Origin of the sequence: Ramlibacter paludis (genome assembly GCF_022012305.1) — a bacterium.
GTDB classification, from domain to species: Bacteria; Pseudomonadota; Gammaproteobacteria; order Burkholderiales; family Burkholderiaceae_C; genus Ramlibacter; species Ramlibacter paludis.
Genome location: NZ_JAKLTM010000002.1, coordinates 742070 through 761316 on the forward strand (window position 1 = coordinate 742070; position 19247 = coordinate 761316).

At 68.5% G+C, this 19247-nt stretch carries 19 protein-coding genes and 1 tRNA gene; 12 read left to right on the forward strand and 8 right to left on the reverse strand.

Annotation, left to right across the window (positions count from 1 at the left end; genetic code table 11):
* Positions 1–12: 12 nt before the first annotated feature.
* The 4 genes from LZ009_RS10210 to LZ009_RS10225 all read right to left on the reverse strand — a co-directional run bounded on the left by LZ009_RS10210 (position 13) and on the right by LZ009_RS10225 (position 3702).
* The gene (locus LZ009_RS10210) at positions 13–627 is read right to left on the reverse strand and encodes a DUF4142 domain-containing protein (protein ID WP_275697800.1); all 615 of its coding nucleotides are present in this window, start codon (positions 625–627) and stop codon (positions 13–15) included.
* A 66-nt stretch (positions 628–693) separates the two neighbouring features.
* A complete protein-coding gene (locus LZ009_RS10215) occupies positions 694–1863 on the reverse strand; it encodes a hypothetical protein (protein WP_275697801.1) in 1170 nt (389 codons plus the stop codon).
* Between the two features lie 131 nt (positions 1864–1994).
* Positions 1995–2813 carry a ZIP family metal transporter gene (locus tag LZ009_RS10220; RefSeq protein ID WP_275697802.1) on the reverse strand — a complete coding sequence of 273 codons (819 nt, stop codon included), beginning with the start codon at positions 2811–2813 and terminating at the stop codon, positions 1995–1997.
* A gap of 46 nt (positions 2814–2859) precedes the next feature.
* The gene (locus LZ009_RS10225) at positions 2860–3702 is read right to left on the reverse strand and encodes a dienelactone hydrolase family protein (protein WP_275697803.1); all 843 of its coding nucleotides are present in this window, start codon (positions 3700–3702) and stop codon (positions 2860–2862) included.
* Between the two features lie 50 nt (positions 3703–3752).
* Between LZ009_RS10225 and LZ009_RS10230 the strand changes: the two genes are divergently transcribed.
* The gene (locus LZ009_RS10230; RefSeq protein WP_275697804.1) at positions 3753–3941 is read left to right on the forward strand and encodes a 4-oxalocrotonate tautomerase; all 189 of its coding nucleotides are present in this window, start codon (positions 3753–3755) and stop codon (positions 3939–3941) included.
* Between the two features lie 5 nt (positions 3942–3946).
* Here LZ009_RS10230 and polA read toward each other — a convergent pair whose 3' ends face one another.
* Entirely contained in the window at positions 3947–6769 is a 2823-nt protein-coding gene (polA, locus tag LZ009_RS10235) for a DNA polymerase I (RefSeq protein ID WP_275697805.1), read from the reverse strand.
* Between the two features lie 65 nt (positions 6770–6834).
* On the opposite strand from polA, the gene LZ009_RS10240 reads away from it, so the two are divergent.
* The 4 genes from LZ009_RS10240 to LZ009_RS10255 all read left to right on the forward strand — a co-directional run bounded on the left by LZ009_RS10240 (position 6835) and on the right by LZ009_RS10255 (position 9756).
* Positions 6835–7152: a hypothetical protein gene (locus LZ009_RS10240; protein WP_275697806.1), complete on the forward strand. Its 318-nt coding sequence runs from the start codon at positions 6835–6837 to the stop codon at positions 7150–7152.
* A 1-nt stretch (position 7153) separates the two neighbouring features.
* A complete protein-coding gene (locus LZ009_RS10245) occupies positions 7154–8125 on the forward strand; it encodes a homoserine kinase (protein WP_275697807.1) in 972 nt (323 codons plus the stop codon).
* A gap of 105 nt (positions 8126–8230) precedes the next feature.
* Positions 8231–9013, forward strand: coding sequence for a BPSS1780 family membrane protein (locus LZ009_RS10250; protein WP_275697808.1), 783 nt, complete (start codon positions 8231–8233; stop codon positions 9011–9013).
* Positions 9010–9756, forward strand: a complete 747-nt coding sequence (locus tag LZ009_RS10255) for a FecR domain-containing protein (RefSeq protein WP_275697809.1) — start codon at positions 9010–9012, stop codon at positions 9754–9756. Before LZ009_RS10250 ends, LZ009_RS10255 begins: the two co-directional genes overlap by 4 nt.
* A 42-nt stretch (positions 9757–9798) precedes the next feature.
* On the opposite strand, the gene LZ009_RS10260 is transcribed toward LZ009_RS10255, so the two are convergent.
* The gene (locus LZ009_RS10260; RefSeq protein WP_275697810.1) at positions 9799–10278 is read right to left on the reverse strand and encodes a hypothetical protein; all 480 of its coding nucleotides are present in this window, start codon (positions 10276–10278) and stop codon (positions 9799–9801) included.
* A gap of 101 nt (positions 10279–10379) precedes the next feature.
* Between LZ009_RS10260 and LZ009_RS10265 the strand changes: the two genes are divergently transcribed.
* Entirely contained in the window at positions 10380–10835 is a 456-nt protein-coding gene (locus LZ009_RS10265) for a hypothetical protein (RefSeq protein WP_275697811.1), read from the forward strand.
* Between the two features lie 16 nt (positions 10836–10851).
* Here LZ009_RS10265 and LZ009_RS10270 read toward each other — a convergent pair whose 3' ends face one another.
* Positions 10852–13263 carry a UvrD-helicase domain-containing protein gene (locus LZ009_RS10270; RefSeq protein WP_275697812.1) on the reverse strand — a complete coding sequence of 804 codons (2412 nt, stop codon included), beginning with the start codon at positions 13261–13263 and terminating at the stop codon, positions 10852–10854.
* A 30-nt stretch (positions 13264–13293) separates the two neighbouring features.
* Between LZ009_RS10270 and LZ009_RS10275 the strand changes: the two genes are divergently transcribed.
* Together LZ009_RS10275 and LZ009_RS10280 are read left to right on the forward strand one after the other, a co-directional pair.
* Positions 13294–13968 carry a hypothetical protein gene (locus tag LZ009_RS10275; protein ID WP_275697813.1) on the forward strand — a complete coding sequence of 225 codons (675 nt, stop codon included), beginning with the start codon at positions 13294–13296 and terminating at the stop codon, positions 13966–13968.
* Positions 13969–14106: 138 nt separating this feature from the next.
* Positions 14107–15084 carry a GMP reductase gene (locus LZ009_RS10280; RefSeq protein WP_275697814.1) on the forward strand — a complete coding sequence of 326 codons (978 nt, stop codon included), beginning with the start codon at positions 14107–14109 and terminating at the stop codon, positions 15082–15084.
* 88 nt (positions 15085–15172) lie between these two features.
* On the opposite strand, the gene LZ009_RS10285 is transcribed toward LZ009_RS10280, so the two are convergent.
* On the reverse strand, positions 15173–16024 hold the full coding sequence (locus LZ009_RS10285; RefSeq protein ID WP_275697815.1) for an alpha/beta hydrolase: 852 nt from the start codon (positions 16022–16024) through the stop codon (positions 15173–15175).
* Positions 16025–16132: 108 nt separating this feature from the next.
* On the opposite strand from LZ009_RS10285, the gene LZ009_RS10290 reads away from it, so the two are divergent.
* The 4 genes from LZ009_RS10290 (at position 16133) to LZ009_RS10305 (ending at position 19213) form a co-directional block, all read left to right on the forward strand.
* A complete protein-coding gene (locus LZ009_RS10290) occupies positions 16133–16816 on the forward strand; it encodes a GntR family transcriptional regulator (protein ID WP_275697816.1) in 684 nt (227 codons plus the stop codon).
* Positions 16817–16850: 34 nt separating this feature from the next.
* The gene (locus LZ009_RS10295) at positions 16851–17732 is read left to right on the forward strand and encodes a phytanoyl-CoA dioxygenase family protein (RefSeq protein WP_275697817.1); all 882 of its coding nucleotides are present in this window, start codon (positions 16851–16853) and stop codon (positions 17730–17732) included.
* Position 17733: 1 nt separating this feature from the next.
* On the forward strand, positions 17734–19092 hold the full coding sequence (locus tag LZ009_RS10300) for an NAD(P)H-dependent oxidoreductase (RefSeq protein ID WP_275697818.1): 1359 nt from the start codon (positions 17734–17736) through the stop codon (positions 19090–19092).
* 45 nt (positions 19093–19137) lie between these two features.
* Positions 19138–19213: transfer RNA gene (locus LZ009_RS10305), tRNA-Ala, on the forward strand.
* Positions 19214–19247: the final 34 nt, after the last annotated feature.

Genomic DNA, 19247 nt, shown 5'->3' on the forward strand with positions numbered 1-19247 from the left:
CGATGATAGGGCTCAAGCGCCCTTCTTGCCGGCCTGCGGCAGCTTCTGCGCCATGGCGAGGTGGTCGCGCAAGCTCGGCAGCGTCTTGTCGATGAAAGCCTTGAGCTCCGCATCCTTCACGTCCTTGCCGGCCTTCTCGAACATCTTGATGGTCTTCTCGTGCGCCTTGATGCCGACCTCGCGCACGAAGTGCTCGTCGAAGTCGGCGCCGTTGCGCTTGCCGAGCTTGTCGATGTCGCGCCGCATGCCGTGGCCGGGTACCGCCGGCAGTTCCACGCCCTTCGCGTTGGCCAGCTTCACCAGCTCGTTATTGGCCGCCGTGTGCTGGTCGACCAGCATGCTGGCGAAGCTCTTCACCTGCGCGTCGCTGGCCTTGGATGCGCCCAGCTGCCCGGCTTGCGCCTCGAACATGCCGCCCTCGGCCGCGTTCTCGATGAACTTGCGGTCGGCGCGCGCCAGCTTGTTCTTCGCGTCCGGCATGTTGCGCGTGCCCGTGCCGGGCTGCGCCGCGGGGGCGGCTTGGCCGCCCGTCATGGAACTGCCGGCGCCGGGCGCCGCGGATTGGGCCTGGGCCGCGCCCAGCGCGAGGGCCAGCGCTGCGGCGGCGACGTAAGCGATCTTGTTCATTCTTCGTTCTCCCGAAATGAAAGCGGCGCCGGTGACGGCGCCGCGGTGGTCATGCGCGCCTGCGCATCACTTGGTCTTGGACGACGAGGACGTTCCCGAGCTGCCGCTGCTGCCCGCGCTACCCGACAGGCTGCTGGAGCCGCTCTGGCCGGTGGAGCCGTAGCTGCCGGAGCCCGAGCTGCCGCTCGCGCCGCCGCCGCTCATGCCGCCGCCCTGGTTCTGGCCCTGGCCGCCGCTGCGGCTGCTGCGCCAGCTGCTGAAGTCGTCGCTGAACTTCTTGTAGCGCTCCTCGCGCCACGACTGGTAGTCGTTGTCGAGGTTGCGGATCTGCTCCTCGCGCCACTGGTGGTACTCGGGGTCGTGCTGGCGCTGGCCGCTGCCGTAACCGCCACCGTAGCCCTGCTGCACGCCCGACACGTAGCCCTGGCTGCCGCCACCGTAGCCCTGGCCCTGGCCGCCCATGGAGCCGCCACGGCTGCCGTAGCTGCCCTGGTAGTAGGTGTCGCCCTGGCCGCCGTAATTGGCGCTACTGTGCTGGCCGCCGCCGCCATAGCCCTGGCTGCCGCCGCCGTAGCTGCCGCCGGTGTAGCCCTGGCCGCCGCCACCGCCCATCTGGCCGTAGCCCTGGCCGCCGCTGCTGTAGCCGCCGCCCTGGCCGTATCCGCCTTGCTGGCCGACGCCGCCGCTCCAGCTGGATTGCTGGCCGCCATAACGGCCCCAGTCGCCCTGGCTGGCCTGGCCGCCCCAGCTGCCGCCGCCACCCTGGCCATAACGCTGGCCCGACTGGCCATAGCCCTGGCTGCCGCCGCCGTAGCCCTGGTTGTCGCCGAAGCCCTGGCTGCCGCCGCCGTAGCCGCTGCCTTGCCCGTAGGTGCTGCCGCCGTAGCTGCTGCCGTAGCCGGACTGCTGCATGCCGCCGCGGTCGCCGCCGAACTCGCGGCCCGCCTCACCCCGGCCCCAGCTGCCCTGATGGCCGCCGCCGTACTCGCCGCCGGAACTGCCGCGGCCGTAGCCGTGGTTCTCGCCGCCGTAGCCGCCATAGCCCGACGACTGCTGGCCGCCGAACTCCGATCCGGACCGCTGGCCGTAGCCCTGCGATACCTGCGAACCCTGCGAGCCGTAGCCGCCGCCCTGCTGCTGGTTGTTGCCGCCGTAGCCCTGGCCGCGGTCCTGCTGCTGCTGGTCGCTGCCCCAGCGGCCTTGCCGGTCGCGGTCGTCGTAATCACGCGAAGCCATCTGATCTCCTTCAGGAAGTGGGTCGTTGTGAGGGAGGTGTTGCCTCCTTCGATCCACAACCTTAGGACGCTGCAGGGAACGAGCTTGTCGGACAAGTTCCGCTTGGCCGTAGGACTGCTTTTGCGCCGTGTTCAGTGCGCGTGGGCGAAAGTACTCACGATGGTGACGAGCGCGATGCCGCCGAGCAACCAGGCGATCTGCGCGAGCGTTTCGCGCGCGCCCAACCGCCTCTGCAGTTGCGGGATCAGGTCGGCCAGCGCCACGTAGATGAAGCTGCTGCTGGCCACGACCAGGAAGTACGGCAGGTAACCCACCAGCTGGTCGACGAGCCACCAGCCCACCAGTCCGCCCAGGGGCGTGACCGCGCCGGCGAGCGTGACCTTCACCAGCGCGGCGCGCCGGTTGCGGCTGGTCTGGCGCAGCACCGCGAGGTCGCCGATATGGTGCGGCACCTCGTGCGCGAGCACCGCCAGCGCGGCCACCAGCCCGAGATGGCGGTTGGCGATGAAGGCCGACGCGATGAGGATGCCGTCGCCGAAGCAATGCACGCTGTCGCCGGTGAGCACGGCCCAGCCGCCGCTGCGCGCGGGCGGATGCGAATGGTGATCGTGACCGTGATGGTCATGCTCGCCCTCGCCGGCGTCGTGATGGTGCTCGTGCCCGTGGTGCCAGAGCTCCGCCTTGTCCAGGAGGAAGAAGAACACCAGGCCCACCAGCAGCACCGCGAACAGCGGCTTGGGACCGGCCCTGCTCTCCAGCGCCTCGGGCAGCAGGTGCATGAACGAGGTGGCCAGCAGCGCGCCCGCGGCGAGGCTCAGGAGGTGCTGCTCCTTCAAGCCGCGCACGCGCGGCTCCGGTCCCCAGCCCAGGCGCATGAGGCCGGCGGCGAGCCACACGCTGCCGATGCCGGCGGCGAAGGTGGCTAACACGATGGTGAAGGCAGTGGTCATGGAAAGCCGCCTCTTCCAGGCGGCTGCGGCGGCTAGTGAATGGGGATCAGGCCGCGCCGTTCGCCTGCATCCAGGCCAGCGCGCGCTGGAAGCCGTCCTCGGCCGGCCCCGGGCGGAAGCTGGGGCGGTAGTCGGCGTGGAAGGCGTGCGGCGTGTCGGGATAGACGACGAACTGCGAGGCCCGCGCGGCCGGCGTGCCGGTCGCGAGGACAGCCTTCATCTTATCAACCGTGTCAAGCGGGATGCCGGTGTCGGCCCCGCCATAGAGCCCGAGCACCGGCGCGCGCAGCTGCGCCGCGATGTCGACCGGGTTGCGTGGCTGCAAGGCGTTGGGCGTGCCGACCAGGCGTCCGTACCAGGCCACGCCGGCTTTCACGGGGCCTTGCGCCGCATACAGCCAGGTGATGCGCCCGCCCCAGCAGAAGCCCGTGATCGCCGCGCGCTGCACGTCGCCGCCGTTCGCGCCCGCCCAGCGCAGCGCCCCATCGAGGTCGGCCAGCACCTGCGCATCGGGCGCCTGCGACACGACTTCGGCCATCAGCTTCGCGAGCTCGCCATAGCTGCCCGGGTCGCCCTGGCGCGCGAACAGCTCCGGCGCGATGGCGAGGTAGCCGGCGCGGGCGAAGCGCCGGGCCGTGTCGGCGATGTATTCGTGCACGCCGAAGACTTCGTGCACCACCAGCACCACCGGCAGCTTGCTGCGGCCGGCCGGCGCGGCGCGGAAGGCCGGCACCCGGAAGCCGTCCACCTCGTACGTGATCTCGCCGGTGACGAGGCCTTCGGAGGACGTGCGGATGGCGGTCTGGGCGACCAGGGGAGCGGCGGCGGCGGCGTAGCCCACGCCGAGGGCGGCCTTCAGTGCGGTGCGGCGGTTCATGGAGCGGTTCATGCGGCGCAAGTCTAGGCACAATCCGCGGCAGGCAAACGAAGGAGAACCCCATGCCCACCATCCGCGTCGAGATGTTCGAAGGCCGCACGCCGGAACAGAAGAAGAACCTCGTCCAGGCGCTCACGCAAGCCTGCGTCGAAACCCTGGGCAGCAAGGCCGAGAGCGTCGACGTGATCCTCTTCGACATCAAGAAGACGGATTGGGCGACGGGTGGGGAGCTGTGGTCGGAGAAGAAATAGCGGCGTCAGTGCGCCTCTTCCCAGTTCGCCCCCACCCCGATCTCGGCCAGCAGCGGCACGCGCAGTTCCGCGACGCCGGCCATCAGGCGGGGGATCTCGGCCTTCACCCAGTCGACCTCGTCCTCGGGCACTTCGAACACCAGTTCGTCGTGCACCTGCATGATCATCTTCGTGCGGCGCTGCTCGCGGTCCAGCACGTCCTGCACCTTGCACATCGCCAGCTTGATCAGGTCGGCCGCCGTGCCCTGCATCGGCGCGTTGATGGCCTGGCGCTCGGCGCTGCCGCGGCGCGGGCCGTTGGGTGAGTTGATCTCGGGCAGGTACAGGCGCCGGCCGAACACGGTTTCCACGTAGCCGCGGCTCTTGGCCGACAGCCGCGTCTCGTCCATGTACTGCTTCACGCCCGGATAGCGCATGAAATAGCGCTCGATGTAGTTCTTGGCCGCCGCCGTCTCGATGCCGAGGTTGCGCGCCAGCCCGAAGCTGCTCATGCCGTAGATCAGGCCGAAGTTGATCACCTTGGCGTAGCGGCGCTGCTCGCTCGACACTTCCTCCAGCGCCACGCCGAACACTTCGGCCGCGGTGGCGCGGTGCACGTCCAGGTTCTCGCGGAAGGCGCGCTGCAGCGCCTCGTCCTCGCTGATGTGCGCCATGATGCGCAGCTCGATCTGGCTGTAGTCGGCGCTCGCGATGCGGTGCCCCGGCGGCGCGATGAAGGCCTCGCGCACGCGCCGGCCTTCGACGGTGCGCACCGGGATGTTCTGCAGATTGGGGTCGTTGGACGACAGGCGCCCCGTCACCGCCACCGCCTGCGCGTAGTGCGTGTGCACGCGGCCCGTGCGCGGATGCGCCAGCTGCGCCAGCTTGTCGGTGTAAGTGCCTTTCAGCTTCGACAGGCTGCGGTGCTCCAGCAGCTTGGCCGGCAGCGGGTAGTCCTCGGCCAGTTCCTGCAGCACCTCTTCGTCCGTGCTCGGCGCGCCGCTCGCGGTCTTGCGCTTCACCGGCAAGCCCAGTTTCACGAACAGCACTTCGCCGATCTGCTTGGGGCTGCCCAGGTTGAAGGGCTGCCCGGCCAGGTCGTGCGCCTCGCGCTCCAGCTGCATCATGCGGCTGCCCAGCTCGTTGCTTTGCTGGGCGAGCGCGGTCGCATCGATCAGGACGCCATTGCGCTCCACGCGGTACAGCGCCTCGCTGGACTCCATCTCCAGGTCGTAGATGAATTTCAGCTTGGCGTCGCGCTCCAGCTTGGGCCACAGCGCCAGGTGCACGTCGAGGGTCTGGTCCGAGTCCTCGCAGGAATACTCGGAGGCCTTGTCGATCGAGACCTGGTTGAAGGTGATCTGGTGCGCGCCCTTGCCGGCGATGGTTTCGTAGTCGATGCCGCTGCGGCCCAGGTGGCGCTCGGCGAGGCTCGCGAGCCCGTGCGGCTTGTGCACTTCGAGCACGTAGCTTTGCAGCATGGTGTCGTGCACGTAGCCGCGCACCTCGATGCCGTGGTTGGCGAACACGTGGCGGTCGTACTTCACGTGCTGCCCCAGCTTGTGCTTCTCGGGGTTTTCCAGCCATGGCTTCAGCTTCGCCAGCACCTCGTCGCGCGGCAGCTGGTCGGGCGCGCCGGGATAGTCGTGCGCCAGCGGGATGTAGCAGGCAAGGCCCGGCTCGGTGCTGAAGGACAGGCCGACGATCTCGGCCTTCATCTCGTCCAGCGAGTTGGTCTCGGTATCCAGCGCCACCAGCTGCGCGGCTTCGATGCGTTCCAGCCAGGGATTGAACTCTTCCCAGGTGAAGACGGTGTCGTAGTGCAGGTTGGTGGCCTGCGACAGGCCGCTCAGGTCCGGCTCCTCGAACAGGCCGCCGGTGCTGCCCGGGCCGACCTTCCTGCGGCTCTTGTGCTCCTCCAGCAGTTCCGGCGGCACGTCGTGCGACTCCAGCTGCTTGACCAGGCCCTTGAAGCCGTAGCGCTCGTAGAAGCCCTTCAGGCCCTCGACGTCCTGGCCGCCGATGACGATGTCTTCCAGCGCCGGGAAGCCGGCAATGTGGTCCTTCAGGTCGCAGTCGGTGCGGATGGTCACCAGCGCGCGGCCCTTGGGGATCCAGTCCAGCGCCTTGCGCAGGTTCTCGCCGACGGCGCCTTTCACTTCGGCGGCGCGCGCGACCAGGTTGTCGAGCGAGCCGTATTCGGTCAGCAGCTTCACCGCGGTTTTCGGGCCGACCTTGTCGACGCCCGGCACGTTGTCGACCGAGTCGCCGACCAGCGTCTGGTAGTCCACCATCAGCCGCGGCGGCACGCCGAACTCGGCCTCCACGCCGGCCATGTCGCGCTTGCGGTCGTTCATGGTGTCGATCACCACCACGTTCTCGTTCACCAGCTGCGACAGGTCCTTGTCGCCGCTGGAAATCACCGTCTGCAGTCCGTGGGTCGTCCCCACGCAGGCCAGCGTGCCGATCACGTCGTCGGCTTCGACGCCGGGGACGTTCAGCACCTTCCAGCCAAGCAGGCGCACCACCTCGTGGATCGGGTCGATCTGCGCGCGCAGGTCCGGCGGCATCGGCGAGCGCGTCGCCTTGTAGTCGGGATAGAGGTCGTCGCGGAAAGTCTTGCCCGGCGCGTCGAACACGCAGACGGCGTAGTCGGCGCGCACGTCGCGCCGCAGCTTCGTCATCATGTTGATCATGCCGCGGATGGCGCCGGTGGCCGGGCTCGCGGGGTCGCCCGGCACGGCACGCAGGTCCGGCATGGCATGGAAGGCCCGGTACAGGTAGCTGGAGCCGTCGACCAGCAGCAGGGTCTTGGGTTCGGGGGTGGGAACTTCGTCCGTCTCGCTCATAGGAGGGGGATTGTGCCTGCGGCACGTGCCGCGGTTCGTTCCTCACCACGGCCTACAATGGCCGCATGCGTTCGATCCCGTTCCTGTTGGCACTGGCATTCCCCGTGGCCGCGCTCGCGCAGGCCCAGGCTCCCCTCACCCGCGAGCCCGACGGCGAGCCGCGCCACAACCAGAAGATCGAGCGGCTGCATGCCGAGGACGACCACGCCACCATCGACGAACTGCGCGTGGGCGGCCAGACCAAGTCGGTGAAGGTGCAGCCCAAGGCCGCCGTGCCGGGCTACGAGATCCAGCCGAGCGACATGGCGCGCACGCGCCCGGCCGACAGCCGCGAAGGCCTGGCCGGCCGCAGCCAGCGCGTCTGGAACGTCTTCGGATTCTGAGATGGCGGTTTTCACGGAAGTCTCGGAAGACGAGGCCGGCGCGCTGCTGCGCGCGCTGAAGCTGGGCGAGCTGGCCTCGCTGCGCGGCATCCAGAGCGGCATCGAGAACACCAACTACTTCGTCACGGCGCGCGACGTGCTGGGCGAGCGCGAGTTCGTGCTGACGCTGTTCGAGCGCCTCACCTTCGAGCAGCTGCCCTTCTACCTGCACCTGATGAAGCACCTGGCGCAGCACGGCATCCCGGTTCCGGACCCGGCCGCCGACGCCAGCGGCGACATCCTGCACACCGTGGCGGGCAAGCCGGCGGCGCTGGTCAACAAGCTGGAGGGCCGGCACGAGCTGGCGCCCAGCGCCGACCACTGCGCGCAGGTGGGCACCATGCTGGCCCGCATGCACCTGGCCGGCCGCGACTACAACCGGCACCAGCCCAACCTGCGCGGCCTGCCCTGGTGGAACGAAACGGTGCCGGTGGTGCTGCCCTTCGTCACCGAGCCGCAGGCGGCCCTCCTGCGCAGCGAGCTGGCCTTCCAGAACCACGTCGCCTCCAGCTCGGCCTACCGCGCCCTGCCGCGCGGGCCCGTGCATGCGGACCTGTTCCGCGACAACACGATGTTCGAGGACGGCCAGCTCACCGGCTTCTTCGACTTCTATTTCGCCGGCGTCGATGCCTGGCTGTTCGACCTGGCCGTGTGCCTGAACGACTGGGCGATCGACCTGCCGACCGGCACCCACGATCCCGAACGCGCGAGCGCCTTCGTCCGGGCCTATGCCGCGGTGCGGCCGCTGGCCGCGGCGGAGCGGCAACTGCTGCCGGCGATGCTGCGCGCCGGGGCGCTGCGCTTCTGGATCTCGCGCCTGTGGGACTTCCACCTGCCGCGCGAGGCCTCGATGCTCAAGGCGCACGACCCGACCCATTTCGAGCGGGTCCTGCGCCAGCGCGTCGCCCATCCTGTTGCGGCGAGCACGCTCTGACGCCCGCCGTGGCGACTTGCGTCAACTTTTTCACGCACTTGCCCCGCTCCGGCGGATAGTCTGCACAAACCTGCATCGAAACCCGCACCTGCCGCGTATCCGTTCGTGAAACTCAACATCGTCCCCGCACGCACCGGCATCCAATGGGTCAAGCTCGGCATCCAGACCTTCTTCCGCCAGCCCCTCGGCCTCACGGGCCTCGTCTTCATGTACGGGGCGGCGTATGCCTTGCTGGCGGCGATTCCCTTCGTCGGCGTCGTGGCCCTGGCAGTGCTGACGCCGGCCGCGACGCTGGGCATGTTCGTCGCCGCCGACCGCGTCACCAACGGCATCTTCCCGATGCCCTCCGTGTTCATCGCGGGCTTCCGCGCCAATCCCGCCTGCAGCCGCGCGATGCTGGTGCTGGGGCTGATGCACGTCACCATCCTCGTGGTGCTGCTGGGCGCGCTGGCCCTCTTCTTCCCCGGCCCCGCGATCCAGGCCACCGAGGCCACGGCGTCGGCGCCGGCCAAGGTGCAGCTGTCGCCCGTGATCCTCGTGGCCTTCGTGCTGCAACTGCCGCTGCTGGTGCTCTTTGCCTTCGCGCCGGCGCTGGTCTACTGGCACGGCATCACGCCCGGCAAGAGCCTGTTCTTCAGCGCCATCGCCTTCTGGCGCAACATCCGCGCCTTCGTCACCTACGCCGCCACCTGGTTCCTGCTGCTGTCGCTGCTGCTGATCCTGCTGCTGCTGGTGTCGGGCGGCAACCGGGTGGTGATGCTGCAGTTCCTGGCGCCCTTCAGCATCGTCTTCCTGGCGATGCTGTTCACGTCGATGTATTTCTCGTTCCGCGACAGCTTCGTCGCGGACGCCGAAGAATCCGATAACCAACGAGGAGAACCGCGATGAGCAGCCACATCCTGCAAGGACGCACCGAAGACGAAGTGCTCTGGTTTCGCCGCCGCAGCGTGCTGCAGGGCGCGCTGGCCTGGACGGCCGGGGGCGGCTTCGCGGCCGCGCACGCGCAGCAGCGCAGCAACGTCGTCGAGATGCAGGGCGACGCGCTGCTCAATGGCCAGCCGCTGCGGCGCCAGCAGTCGATCCAGACCGGCGACCGCATCGAGACCGGGCCGGGCTCCAACCTCTCCTTCGTGATCGGCAACGCGGCGCTGCACGTGCGCGAGAACTCGCGCATCACCGTGGAACGGGGCCAGACGCTCAACACCATCAGCGTGCTGCGCATGCTGACGGGCGCCGTGGTCAGCGTGTGGGGCCGCGGCAGCAACCGCCAGATCGTCACGCCGACGCTGACCGCGGGCATCCGCGGCACCGGCGTCTACACCGAGGTGTTTGCCGACCAGGGCTACCGCAGCTACTTCTGCAACTGCTACGGCACCGTCGACATGTCGGCCGCCGGCGAGCGCTTCGTGTCGCAATCGATGTACCACCAGTCCTTCTGGGGCGAGGCGCAGCCGCGCGCGGGCCGCATGCTGACCCCGGCGCTGGCGATCAACCACACCGACGAGGAACTGGAATTCCTCGCCGGCCTGGTGGGCCAGCAGACGGCCTGGCAGGCCGCCGGCCGCAAGGGCGTGAAGGACGGCTCGGGCTACATGGACCCGGGCCAGCAGCATCCGCTGACGCCGCGCTGATTGGGAACTGGGTCCCCGCCTGCGCGGGGACGAAGCTGCCCGTCACTGCAGCTTCGACTTGTACTCGGCGATGGACTTCGCGAGGTCCTGGTACTCCTCGCAGTCGCGGCCGCCGCAGATGCGCTCGAGTTCGGCCAGGTGCTGCTCGGCCTGCTGCGGCTTCCTGTCGATCAGGTAGGCCTCGCCGATGTATTCGTGCGCGCCCTTGTGCTGCGGGTTGATCTTCAGCGCCATGCCGTAGTGCTCGTACGCCTTCGCCATGTCCGGGCTGGCCCGCTTGCGGTAGGTGTAGCCCAGGAGGTTGTGCACGTCGGCGTTCTGCGGCTGCTCGCGCACCGCCACCGTCAATTCGCGCATGGCACCGTCCCAGTCCTTCAGCGCGATGGCGCTGCGGGCCGTTGCCAGGCGGTCGACCTGGCGGGCCGGCGTGGCGCGCCGGGCAGGCGCGGGCTCCACGGTGTCGACGGCCGAGGCCGGACCGGCGGCAGCCAGCAAAGCTGCCAGCAACAGGGATTCCTTCATGCTTCGCTCCTGGTGAAGAGAGAACTTAATGTTGACTCTGTTGCAATTCTGTAAGCCATTGTTACAATGCTTCGACCCAATCACTTCCTGAGGGAGGAAGCATGAACAAGCCGCTCTGGGGCAGGAAGCCTTCACAGTTCGCGGACACGGAGCCGGCGTCGACGATGCCGATGACCCTGCCGCCCGGCGGCGACTTCGACGCGCCGACCGAACCGATGCCGCTCAGCGCCCGCCCCACCCCGCCCCGCACCGAGCTGAGCCTCGCACCCGTGGAAGCCGGAGAGTACGAGCTGATGGCCGAACTGCGCAAGGACAACCGGGTCTGCCCCCAGCCCACGCGCTGGCTGGAGTTCTTCCGGCTGTTGCAGGATCACGCCGGCCGGCAGCCGTTGCCCTCGCCGCCGCTCACCGGGTCCGCCTGGGCCGCGACGCCGCCGTCGGCCAAGCGCATGTGCTTCCGCGAGCAGGCGGAGTGGGCCGTGCAGAACGGCTGCGTGGCCGAGGCCTGCGAGTTCCTCGCGGGACTGCCGAAGAGCGACTGGCTGTACGCCGACTGAGCGCCGGCTCCGGCGTTCAAGGCACCGGCGTCAGCTTCGCCACCGACAGGGCCAGCCACTTGGCCCCGTGCCGCGGGAAATTGATCTGCGCCCGCGCGTCCTGCCCCGAACCTTCCAGGGTCAGCACCGTCCCCTCGCCGAACTTGGCGTGGAAGACCTTCAGTCCCGGCTTCAGGCCGTGGGCCGGCTCCGCCTTCTGCGGCGGCACCGGCGGGCTGGCGAAGGTCTCGCTGCCGCTGCCGCTGCCGCTGCCGCTGCTGCTGCCACCACGCCCATAGCCTGAACCCCCACCGGCGTAGCGCGTGCTCGGATAGCCCATGCCGTAGCCGAAGGACGAACCGCCGAAGTTCTGGTTCTTGGGCGTCAGCCACTTCAGCGCCGACTCCGGCAGCTCCTCGAAGAAGCGGCTCTTGACGTTGTAGCGGGTCTGGCCGTGCAGCAGTCGCGTCTGCGAATAACTGAGGTAGAGGCGCTTGCGCGCGCGCGTGATCGCCACGTACATCAGGCGCCGCTCTTCTTCCAGGCCCTCGTAGTCGGATAGCGAGCGTTCGCTGGGGAACAGGCCCTCTTCCAGGCCGGTCACGAAGACGGCGTCGAACTCGAGGCCCTTGGCCGCATGCACCGTCATCAGCTGCACGGCGTCCTGGCCGGCCTGCGCCTGGTTGTCGCCCGACTCCAGCGCGGCGTGCGTGAGGAAGGCCGCCAGCGGCGACAAGGTCTCGCCGGTCTCGGCATCGGGCGGCACGTAGTCGGGCGCCGGCTCGTTGATTTCCGGCAAGCTCGGGTCCAGGCCCTGGCTGGCGGGCGACTGGCGCAGCACGGTGCCACCGAGCTCGTCGACCGGCAGCGCCACCGCATCACGGCCGAAGCCTTCCTGGGTGACGAAGCTCTCCGCCGCGTTCACCAGTTCTTCCAGGTTCTCGATGCGGTCGCCGCCGTCGCGCTCGGCCTTGTAGTGGTCGACCAGCCCGCTGCGCTGGAGCATCACCTCGATGATCTCGCGCAAGGTCAGGCCCTCGGTCTCCACGCGCATCGCGTCGATCTTCTGCACGAACGCCGCCAGGTTCGCGCCGGCCTTGCCGGTGGTGCCCGTCACCGCGTCGTGCAGCGAAGTGCCGGCCACGCGCGCCGCGTCCTGCAGCTGCTCGATGGTGCGCGCGCCTATGCCGCGCGCCGGGAAATTCACCACGCGCAGGAAGCTGGTGTCGTCCTGCGGATTCTCCAGCAGCCGCAGGTAGCTCAACGCGTGCTTGATCTCGGCGCGCTCGAAGAAGCGCAGGCCGCCGTAGACGCGGTACGGCACGGCCGCATTGAACAGCGCCGTCTCGATCACCCGGCTCTGCGCGTTGCTGCGATAGAGCACGGCGATCTCGTGGCGCGGGAAATCCTCGCGCACCAGGTGGCGGATCTCTTCGACCATCCACTGCGCCTCGGCCATGTCGGTAGGCGACTCGTACACGCGCACCGGCTCGCCGGGACCCTGGTCGGTGCGCAGGTTCTTGCCCAGGCGGGTCTTGTTGTGCGAAATCAGCGCATTGGCGGAGTCGAGGATGTTGCTGAAGCTGCGGTAGTTCTGCTCCAGCTTGATCTGGTGCGCCACCGTGAACTCGCGCACGAAGTCGGCCATGTTGCCCACGCGCGCGCCGCGGAAGGCGTAGATGCTCTGGTCGTCGTCGCCGACGGCAAACACCGAGTTCGACGGGCCGGCGAACATCTTGAGCCACGCGTACTGCAGCTTGTTGGTGTCCTGGAACTCGTCGACCAGGATGTGGTGGAAGCGGCGCTGGTAGTGCTCGCGGATCGGGTCGTTGTCGCGCAGCAGCTCGTAGCTGCGCAGCATGAGTTCGGCGAAGTCCACGACGCCTTCGCGCTGGCACTGCTCCTCGTACAGCTGGTAGATCTCGACCTTCCGCCGATCCTCCTCGGTGCGCACTTCGACCATGTTGGGCCGCAGACCCTCTTCCTTCCAGCCGGCGATGGACCACTGGGTCTCCTTGGCCGGGAAGCGCTCGTCGTCGACGTTGTGCTGCTTCATCAGGCGCTTGATGGCCGAGAGCTGGTCCTGCGTGTCCAGGATCTGGAAGCCCTGCGGCAGCCCGGCCAGCTTGTAGTGCGCGCGCAGGAAGCGGTTGCACAGGCCGTGGAAGGTTCCGATCCACATTCCGCGCACGTTGACGGGCAGCATGGCCTGCAGCCGCGTCATCATTTCCTTGGCGGCCTTGTTGGTGAAGGTGACAGCCAGCACGTTCGCGGGCCCGATCTGGCCCGTGGCCAGCAGCCAGGCGATGCGGGTGGTGAGGACGCGGGTCTTGCCCGACCCGGCGCCCGCCAGGATCAGCGCGTGCTCGGACGGCAGAGTGACCGCCGCGCGCTGTTCAGGATTGAGATTGGCGAGCAGCGGGGATTCGGCGGCAACTTCTGGGAACATAGGGCATTGTAGAAAGCCTGCCGTCCCCAAATGCTCCGCCTGCTTCCTTCCTGCTGCGTCCTGCTGGGCTTGCTGGCCCTGGCGCCGGTCGCCCATGCCCTTTGCACCAGCGACAACGTGCCGCAGCCCCGGGCCGTGCTCGAGCGCTTCGTCAACGCCGATTGCGCCGATTGCTGGCAGGACCCCGCCACGCCGAAGGCGGCGCCGGGCACGCTCGCGCTCGACTGGGTGCTGCCAGGCCGCAAGGGCGAGGACGCGCCGCTGGCCTCGGTGGCGCTGGACGAAGCGCTGGACCGGCTCTACGAACTCAAGCTGCCCTCGCCCGAACGCACGGCCAGCGTGACGCTGGCGCGCGGAGGCCCGGCCGCGCAGTTGCGCCTGGCGCAGGGCGAGGCCTTCAACGACTACATCGGCACCTCGATGACCCTGAAGCAGCCGGGCCGCGAACGCTGGCGCGCCTGGCTGCTGCTGGTGGAAAAATTGCCGGCCGGGCTGGAGGGCAGCCCGGTGCCGCGCAACCTGGTGCGCAACGTGTTCCGGCCCGAGTGGGACAAGGTGATGTCCCGCCCGCGCGACCTGGTGGCCGAGGACCGCGCGATGCAGATCCACGAAGGCAGCCGTACCGACCGCCTGCGGCTGGTGGCGGTGCTGGCCGATGGGCACGGCGCGATAAGGGCTATCACGCAAACCGAATGTTCCCCGTGAAGGCAGCGCAGTAGAATCAGTCACCGGGCCCAAGCATTTGTGGCCCGGTTTTTCGTTGGTGGGCCCTCCACCGCGCAAGCCGGGCACGATCCAAGCGCTCAACCTGTTTTTCAACAGTCATCCGGAGCCTGGAATCAAATGGAAATCTTCGACTACGACAAGGTCCTGCTGCTGCCGCGCAAGTGCCGCGTGGAAAGCCGTTCGGAATGCGACCCCTCGATGGAGCTCGGCGGGCGCAAATTCAAATTGCCGGTCGTGCCGGCCAACATGAAGACGGTGGTGGACGAGAAGATCTGCCTGTGGCTGGCGAAGAACGGCTACTTCTACGTCATGCACCGCTTCGACCTGGACAACGTCGCCTTCACCCGGCAGATGAAGGAAGCGGGGGCCTTCGCCTCGATCTCGGTGGGCGTGAAGCCGGCCGACTACGAGGTGGTGGACCAGCTGGCCGCCGCCGGCCTGGCGCCGGAATACGTCACGATCGACATCGCGCACGGCCACGCCGACACGGTGAAGAACATGATCTTCCACTTGAAGAAGAAGCTGCCTTCGACTTTCGTGATCGCCGGCAACGTCGGCACGCCGGAAGCGGTGATCGACCTCGAGAACTGGGGCGCCGACGCCACCAAGGTCGGCATCGGGCCGGGCAAGGTCTGCATCACGCGCATGAAGACCGGCTTCGGCACCGGCGGCTGGCAGTTGTCGGCGCTGAAGTGGTGCGCCCGCGTCGCGACCAAGCCGATCATTGCCGACGGCGGCATCCGCGAGAACGGCGACATCGCCAAGAGCATCCGCTTCGGCGCGACGATGGTGATGGTCGGCTCCATGCTGGCCGGCCACGAGGAATCGCCCGGCCAGACGGTGGAAGTCGACGGCCGCCTGTTCAAGGAGTACTACGGCAGCGCCTCGGACTTCAACAAGGGCGAGTACAAGCACGTGGAAGGCAAGCGCATCCTCGAGCCGGTGAAGGGCAAGCTGGCCGACACGCTGAAGGAGATGCAGGAGGACCTGCAGTCGTCGATCAGCTATGCGGGCGGGACGAAGCTGGCGGACGTGCGCAAGGTGAACTACGTGATCCTGGGCGGGGACAACGCAGGCGAACACCTGCTCATGTGACGCGCGCGGCCCCGCACGCGGGGCGTAGCCGCGTCATCCCTGCGCAGGCAGGGATCCATCCAGGGGCCGCGCAGCGCGCGGCTTTTCTTCAGACCCGCAGCAGGTCCAGCGCCAGCTGGTGCAGCCGATGGCTCGGCTCCACCAGCGCATCCAGCACGCTGAAGTGGTGCCGCCCCGGCAGCGCCTCGCACACCGGCACGCGGCGCGGGCCCCAGGCCTCGTGGATCAGGCGGTTCTGGCGCAGGTACTCCTCGCTCTCCGCACCGCCCACCACCGAATACAGCGTCCCCTGCCGCGGCGCCGGCAGCCGCGCCGGGCTGGCCTGCGCCACCTGCTGTGGCGTCAGCGCCAGCGTCTGCTGCAGGAAGGGCGCGCGCATGATCGGTTCCAGGTCGTGCAGCGCGGAGATCGCCAGCGCCTCGCGCACGAGGTCACGCGGCAAGGCGGCGTCGTGCTGCGCCCACTGGCAGGTCAGCAGCATGGCCGCCAGCTGGCCGCCCGCGGAATGCCCCGCCACCTTGATGCGGCGCGGGTCGCCGCCGAAGCGCGCGATGTTGTGGAAAGTCCAGGCGACGGCCCGCACCATCTGCAGCGTGATCTGCGGCACCGTGACGGCCGGCGCCAGTGCGTAGTTGGGGATCACCACGCAGGCGCCGTCCCGGGTGAACGACGGCGCGATGAAGGAGTGGTCGGCCTTGTCCAGCGCGCGCCAGTAGCCGCCGTGGATGAAGACCAGCACCGGCGCGTTCGGCTGCGGCGCCGGGAACACGTCGAGCGTTTCGCCAGGCTGGTCGCCGTAGCGCAGGTCCAGGTGGCAAGGGTTGGCGGCACGCGCGCGGGATGACGATTCGGCCCAGCGCGCCAGGAACTCCCCGTGGTCCGGCACCAGCTCCCGGTTGTTGTACATGCGGTCGTGCCAGCCGCCGTCGTGCGAATCCATTACTGCCTCTCGCTACTCTTCCGTTTGCAACACTTTGACACAAGTAGTCATATTCTGCAACTTCTTAGGCTGTTGACGCCATCTGTACTCCGTATACAGAATACAGCCATGCCTGCGCAACTGCTCCAGCTGGAGGCCGCCCCCGACCTCGTCGACCGCGTCTACCGCACCCTGATCGACGCCATCAGCGACGGCTCGCTCGCGCCCGGCCAGCGCATCACGCAGGAAGACATTGCGCAGCAACTCGCGGTGTCGCGTCAACCCGTCCTCCAGGCCTTGCGCCTGCTGAAAAAGGATGGTTTCGTCCAGGATGCGCCGGGCCGCGGCCTGCAGGTCGCGCAGCTGGACCCGGACTGGATCCGCAAGGTCTACCAGGTGCGCGGCGCGCTCGACGCGCTGGCGGCACGGCTGGCCGCCGAACGCCGCTTCCGCCTGCCCGCCGCCCTGCTGCAGCAAGGCCGCAAGGCGGCGCGCGGCGACGACGTGATGGCCATGATCGACGCCGACCTCGCCTTCCACGCCGCCATCTACGCCGCCGCCGGCAACCCGCTGATCGAGCAGAGCGCGCAACTGCACTGGCGCCACCTGCGCCGCGTGATGGGCGCGGTGCTGCAGCAAAGCGGCCAGCGCGAAGCGGTCTGGGACGAACACGAGGCGATCGCGCAGGCGATGGCCGCGGGCGATGGCGACGCCGCCGCCCGCCTGATCGAGGAACACAGCCGCCACGCCAGCGACAACCTGGGCGAGCGGCTGGACTTCGTGCTCAAGAGCCGGGACGCGCAGCCGTCCTGAAATCCGCCAACGACAGACTCCTGGAGACACCGCCATGCACTTGACGAAGGAACAGCGCGAACAGTTCGACCGCGAGGGCTACCTGTTCTTCCCCGGCCAGTTCACGCCGGAGGAAACGCGCACGCTGACCGCCGCCGTCCCCGCGCTGTACGCGCGGCGCGAGGCCTTCAACGTGCGCGAAAAGGGCAGCGACGCGGTGCGCACGAACTTCGCCGCGCACATGGTCAGCGAACCCTTTGCGCGCCTGGCGCGCCATCCGCGCATGGTGCAGCCGGTGATGGAGCTCTTCGACGAAGAGGTCTACATGCACCAGTTCAAGATCAACGGCAAGATGGCCTTCGAGGGCGACGTCTGGCAGTGGCACCAGGACTACGGCACCTGGCTCAACGACGACCAGATGCCGACCGAGCGCGCGATGAACGTCGCGATCTTCCTGGACGACGTCAACGAGTACAACGGCCCGCTGATGTTCATCCCCGGCAGCCACAAGAAGGGCGTGGTCGATGCGAAGCACGACCTCACCACCACCAGCTACCCGCTGTGGACCGTCGACAACGCCCTGATCGCGCAGCTGGTCGAACGCGCCGGCGGCAAGAACGGCGGCATCGTCTCGCCCAAGGGCCCGGCCGGCTCGATGATCCTGTTCCACAGCTGCCTGGTGCATGCGTCGACCAGCAACCTGTCGCCCTGGAACCGCGTCAGCGTCTACCTGTCGCTGTGCGCAATCTCCAACCACATCCGCCGCTTCAAACGGCCGGAGTACATCGCGCATCGGGACTTCGCGCCGATCGAAATGCTGCCGGACGACTGCCTGCTGAAGGACTACCCGGTGGACTTGCCGTGGAAGACCGGCATGCCCGCCAGCGCCCTGGCCACGTCTTCCGAGCCGTTCGCCGACATGAAGAGGGCCGCCTGACATGTCGCTGCACGCACAACTGCAGAAGCGCGCCGCCGAAGGCAAGCCGATCCGCGTCGGCCTGATCGGGGCCGGCAAGTTCGGCTCGATGTACCTGGCGCAGGTGCCGCGCACGCCCGGCGTGCACCTCGCCGCCATCGCCGACCTGTCACCGGACGCGGCCCGCGCCAACCTGGCGCGCGTGGGCTGGAAGGCGGAACGCACGCAGGCCAGCTCGATCGAGGAAGCGCTCAAGACCGGCGCCACGCACATCGGCGCCGACTGGCAGGCGCTGGTGCGCCACCCGGCCATCGACGTCGTCGTCGAATGCACGGGCCATCCGATCGCCGCGGTCGACCACTGCCTGGAGGCCTTCGCCCACGGCAAGCACGTGGTGAACGTCACGGTGGAAGCCGACGCCTTCTGCGGCCCGCTGCTGGCGCGCAAGGCGGCGCAGGCCGGCGTGATCTATTCGCTGGCCTTCGGCGACCAGCCGGCGCTGATCTGCGACCTGGTGGACTGGGCGCGCACCTGCGGCTTCCCGGTGGTGGCGGCCGGGCGCGGCCACAAGTGGCTGCCGCACTTCAGCGAGTCGACGCCCGAGACGGTGTGGGGCAACTACGGCCTGACGCCGGAACAGGCGAAGCGCGGCGGCCTCAACCCCAAGATGTTCAACAGTTTCCTCGACGGCTCCAAGCCCTCGATCGAAAGCACCGCCGTCGCCAATGCCACGGGCCTGACGGTGCCCAGCAACGGCCTGCTCTATCCGCCCGCCAGCGTGGAAGACATCCCCTTCGTCACGCGCCCGCAAAGCGAAGGCGGCGTGCTGGAACGCAAGGGCATGGTCGAGGTGATCTCCTCGCTGGAGGCGGACGGCCGCAAGATCCCCTACGACATCCGCATGGGCGTGTGGGTCACGGTCGAAGCCGAGACCGAGTACGTGAAGAACTGCTTCGAGGAATACAACGCGCACACCGACCCGAGCGGGCGCTACTTCACGCTCTACAAGCGCTGGCACCTGATCGGCCTGGAAGTCGGGATGTCGGTGGCAAGCGTGGCCCTGCGCGGCGAGGCGACCGGCGTGGCCACCTGCTGGAACGCCGACGTGGTGGCGACGGCCAAGCGCGATCTCGCGCCCGGCGAAATCCTCGACGGCGAAGGCGGCTACACGGTCTGGGGCAAGCTGCTGCCGGCGGAAGCCTCGGTGCGGCTTGGCGGCCTGCCGCTCGGCCTGGCGCACGACGTCAAGGTCGTGCGGCCGGTGAAGAAGGGACAGAGCCTGAGCTGGAGCGACGTGGCCATGGACTCAGGCACGCACGCCTACCGGATCCGGCGCGAGATGGAGGCCCTGTTCGCGCCGCCGCAACTGAAAGTCGCCTGAGCGCCGGAAAGGCCGCTCGGCTTTTGCTAGAATACGAATCGTTGTGGGGGGGTAGCTCAGCTGGGAGAGCGTCGCGTTCGCAATGCGAAGGTCGGGAGTTCGATCCTCCTCCTCTCCACCACAATCTTTCCAAAGGCCTCGATCTTCGAGGCCTT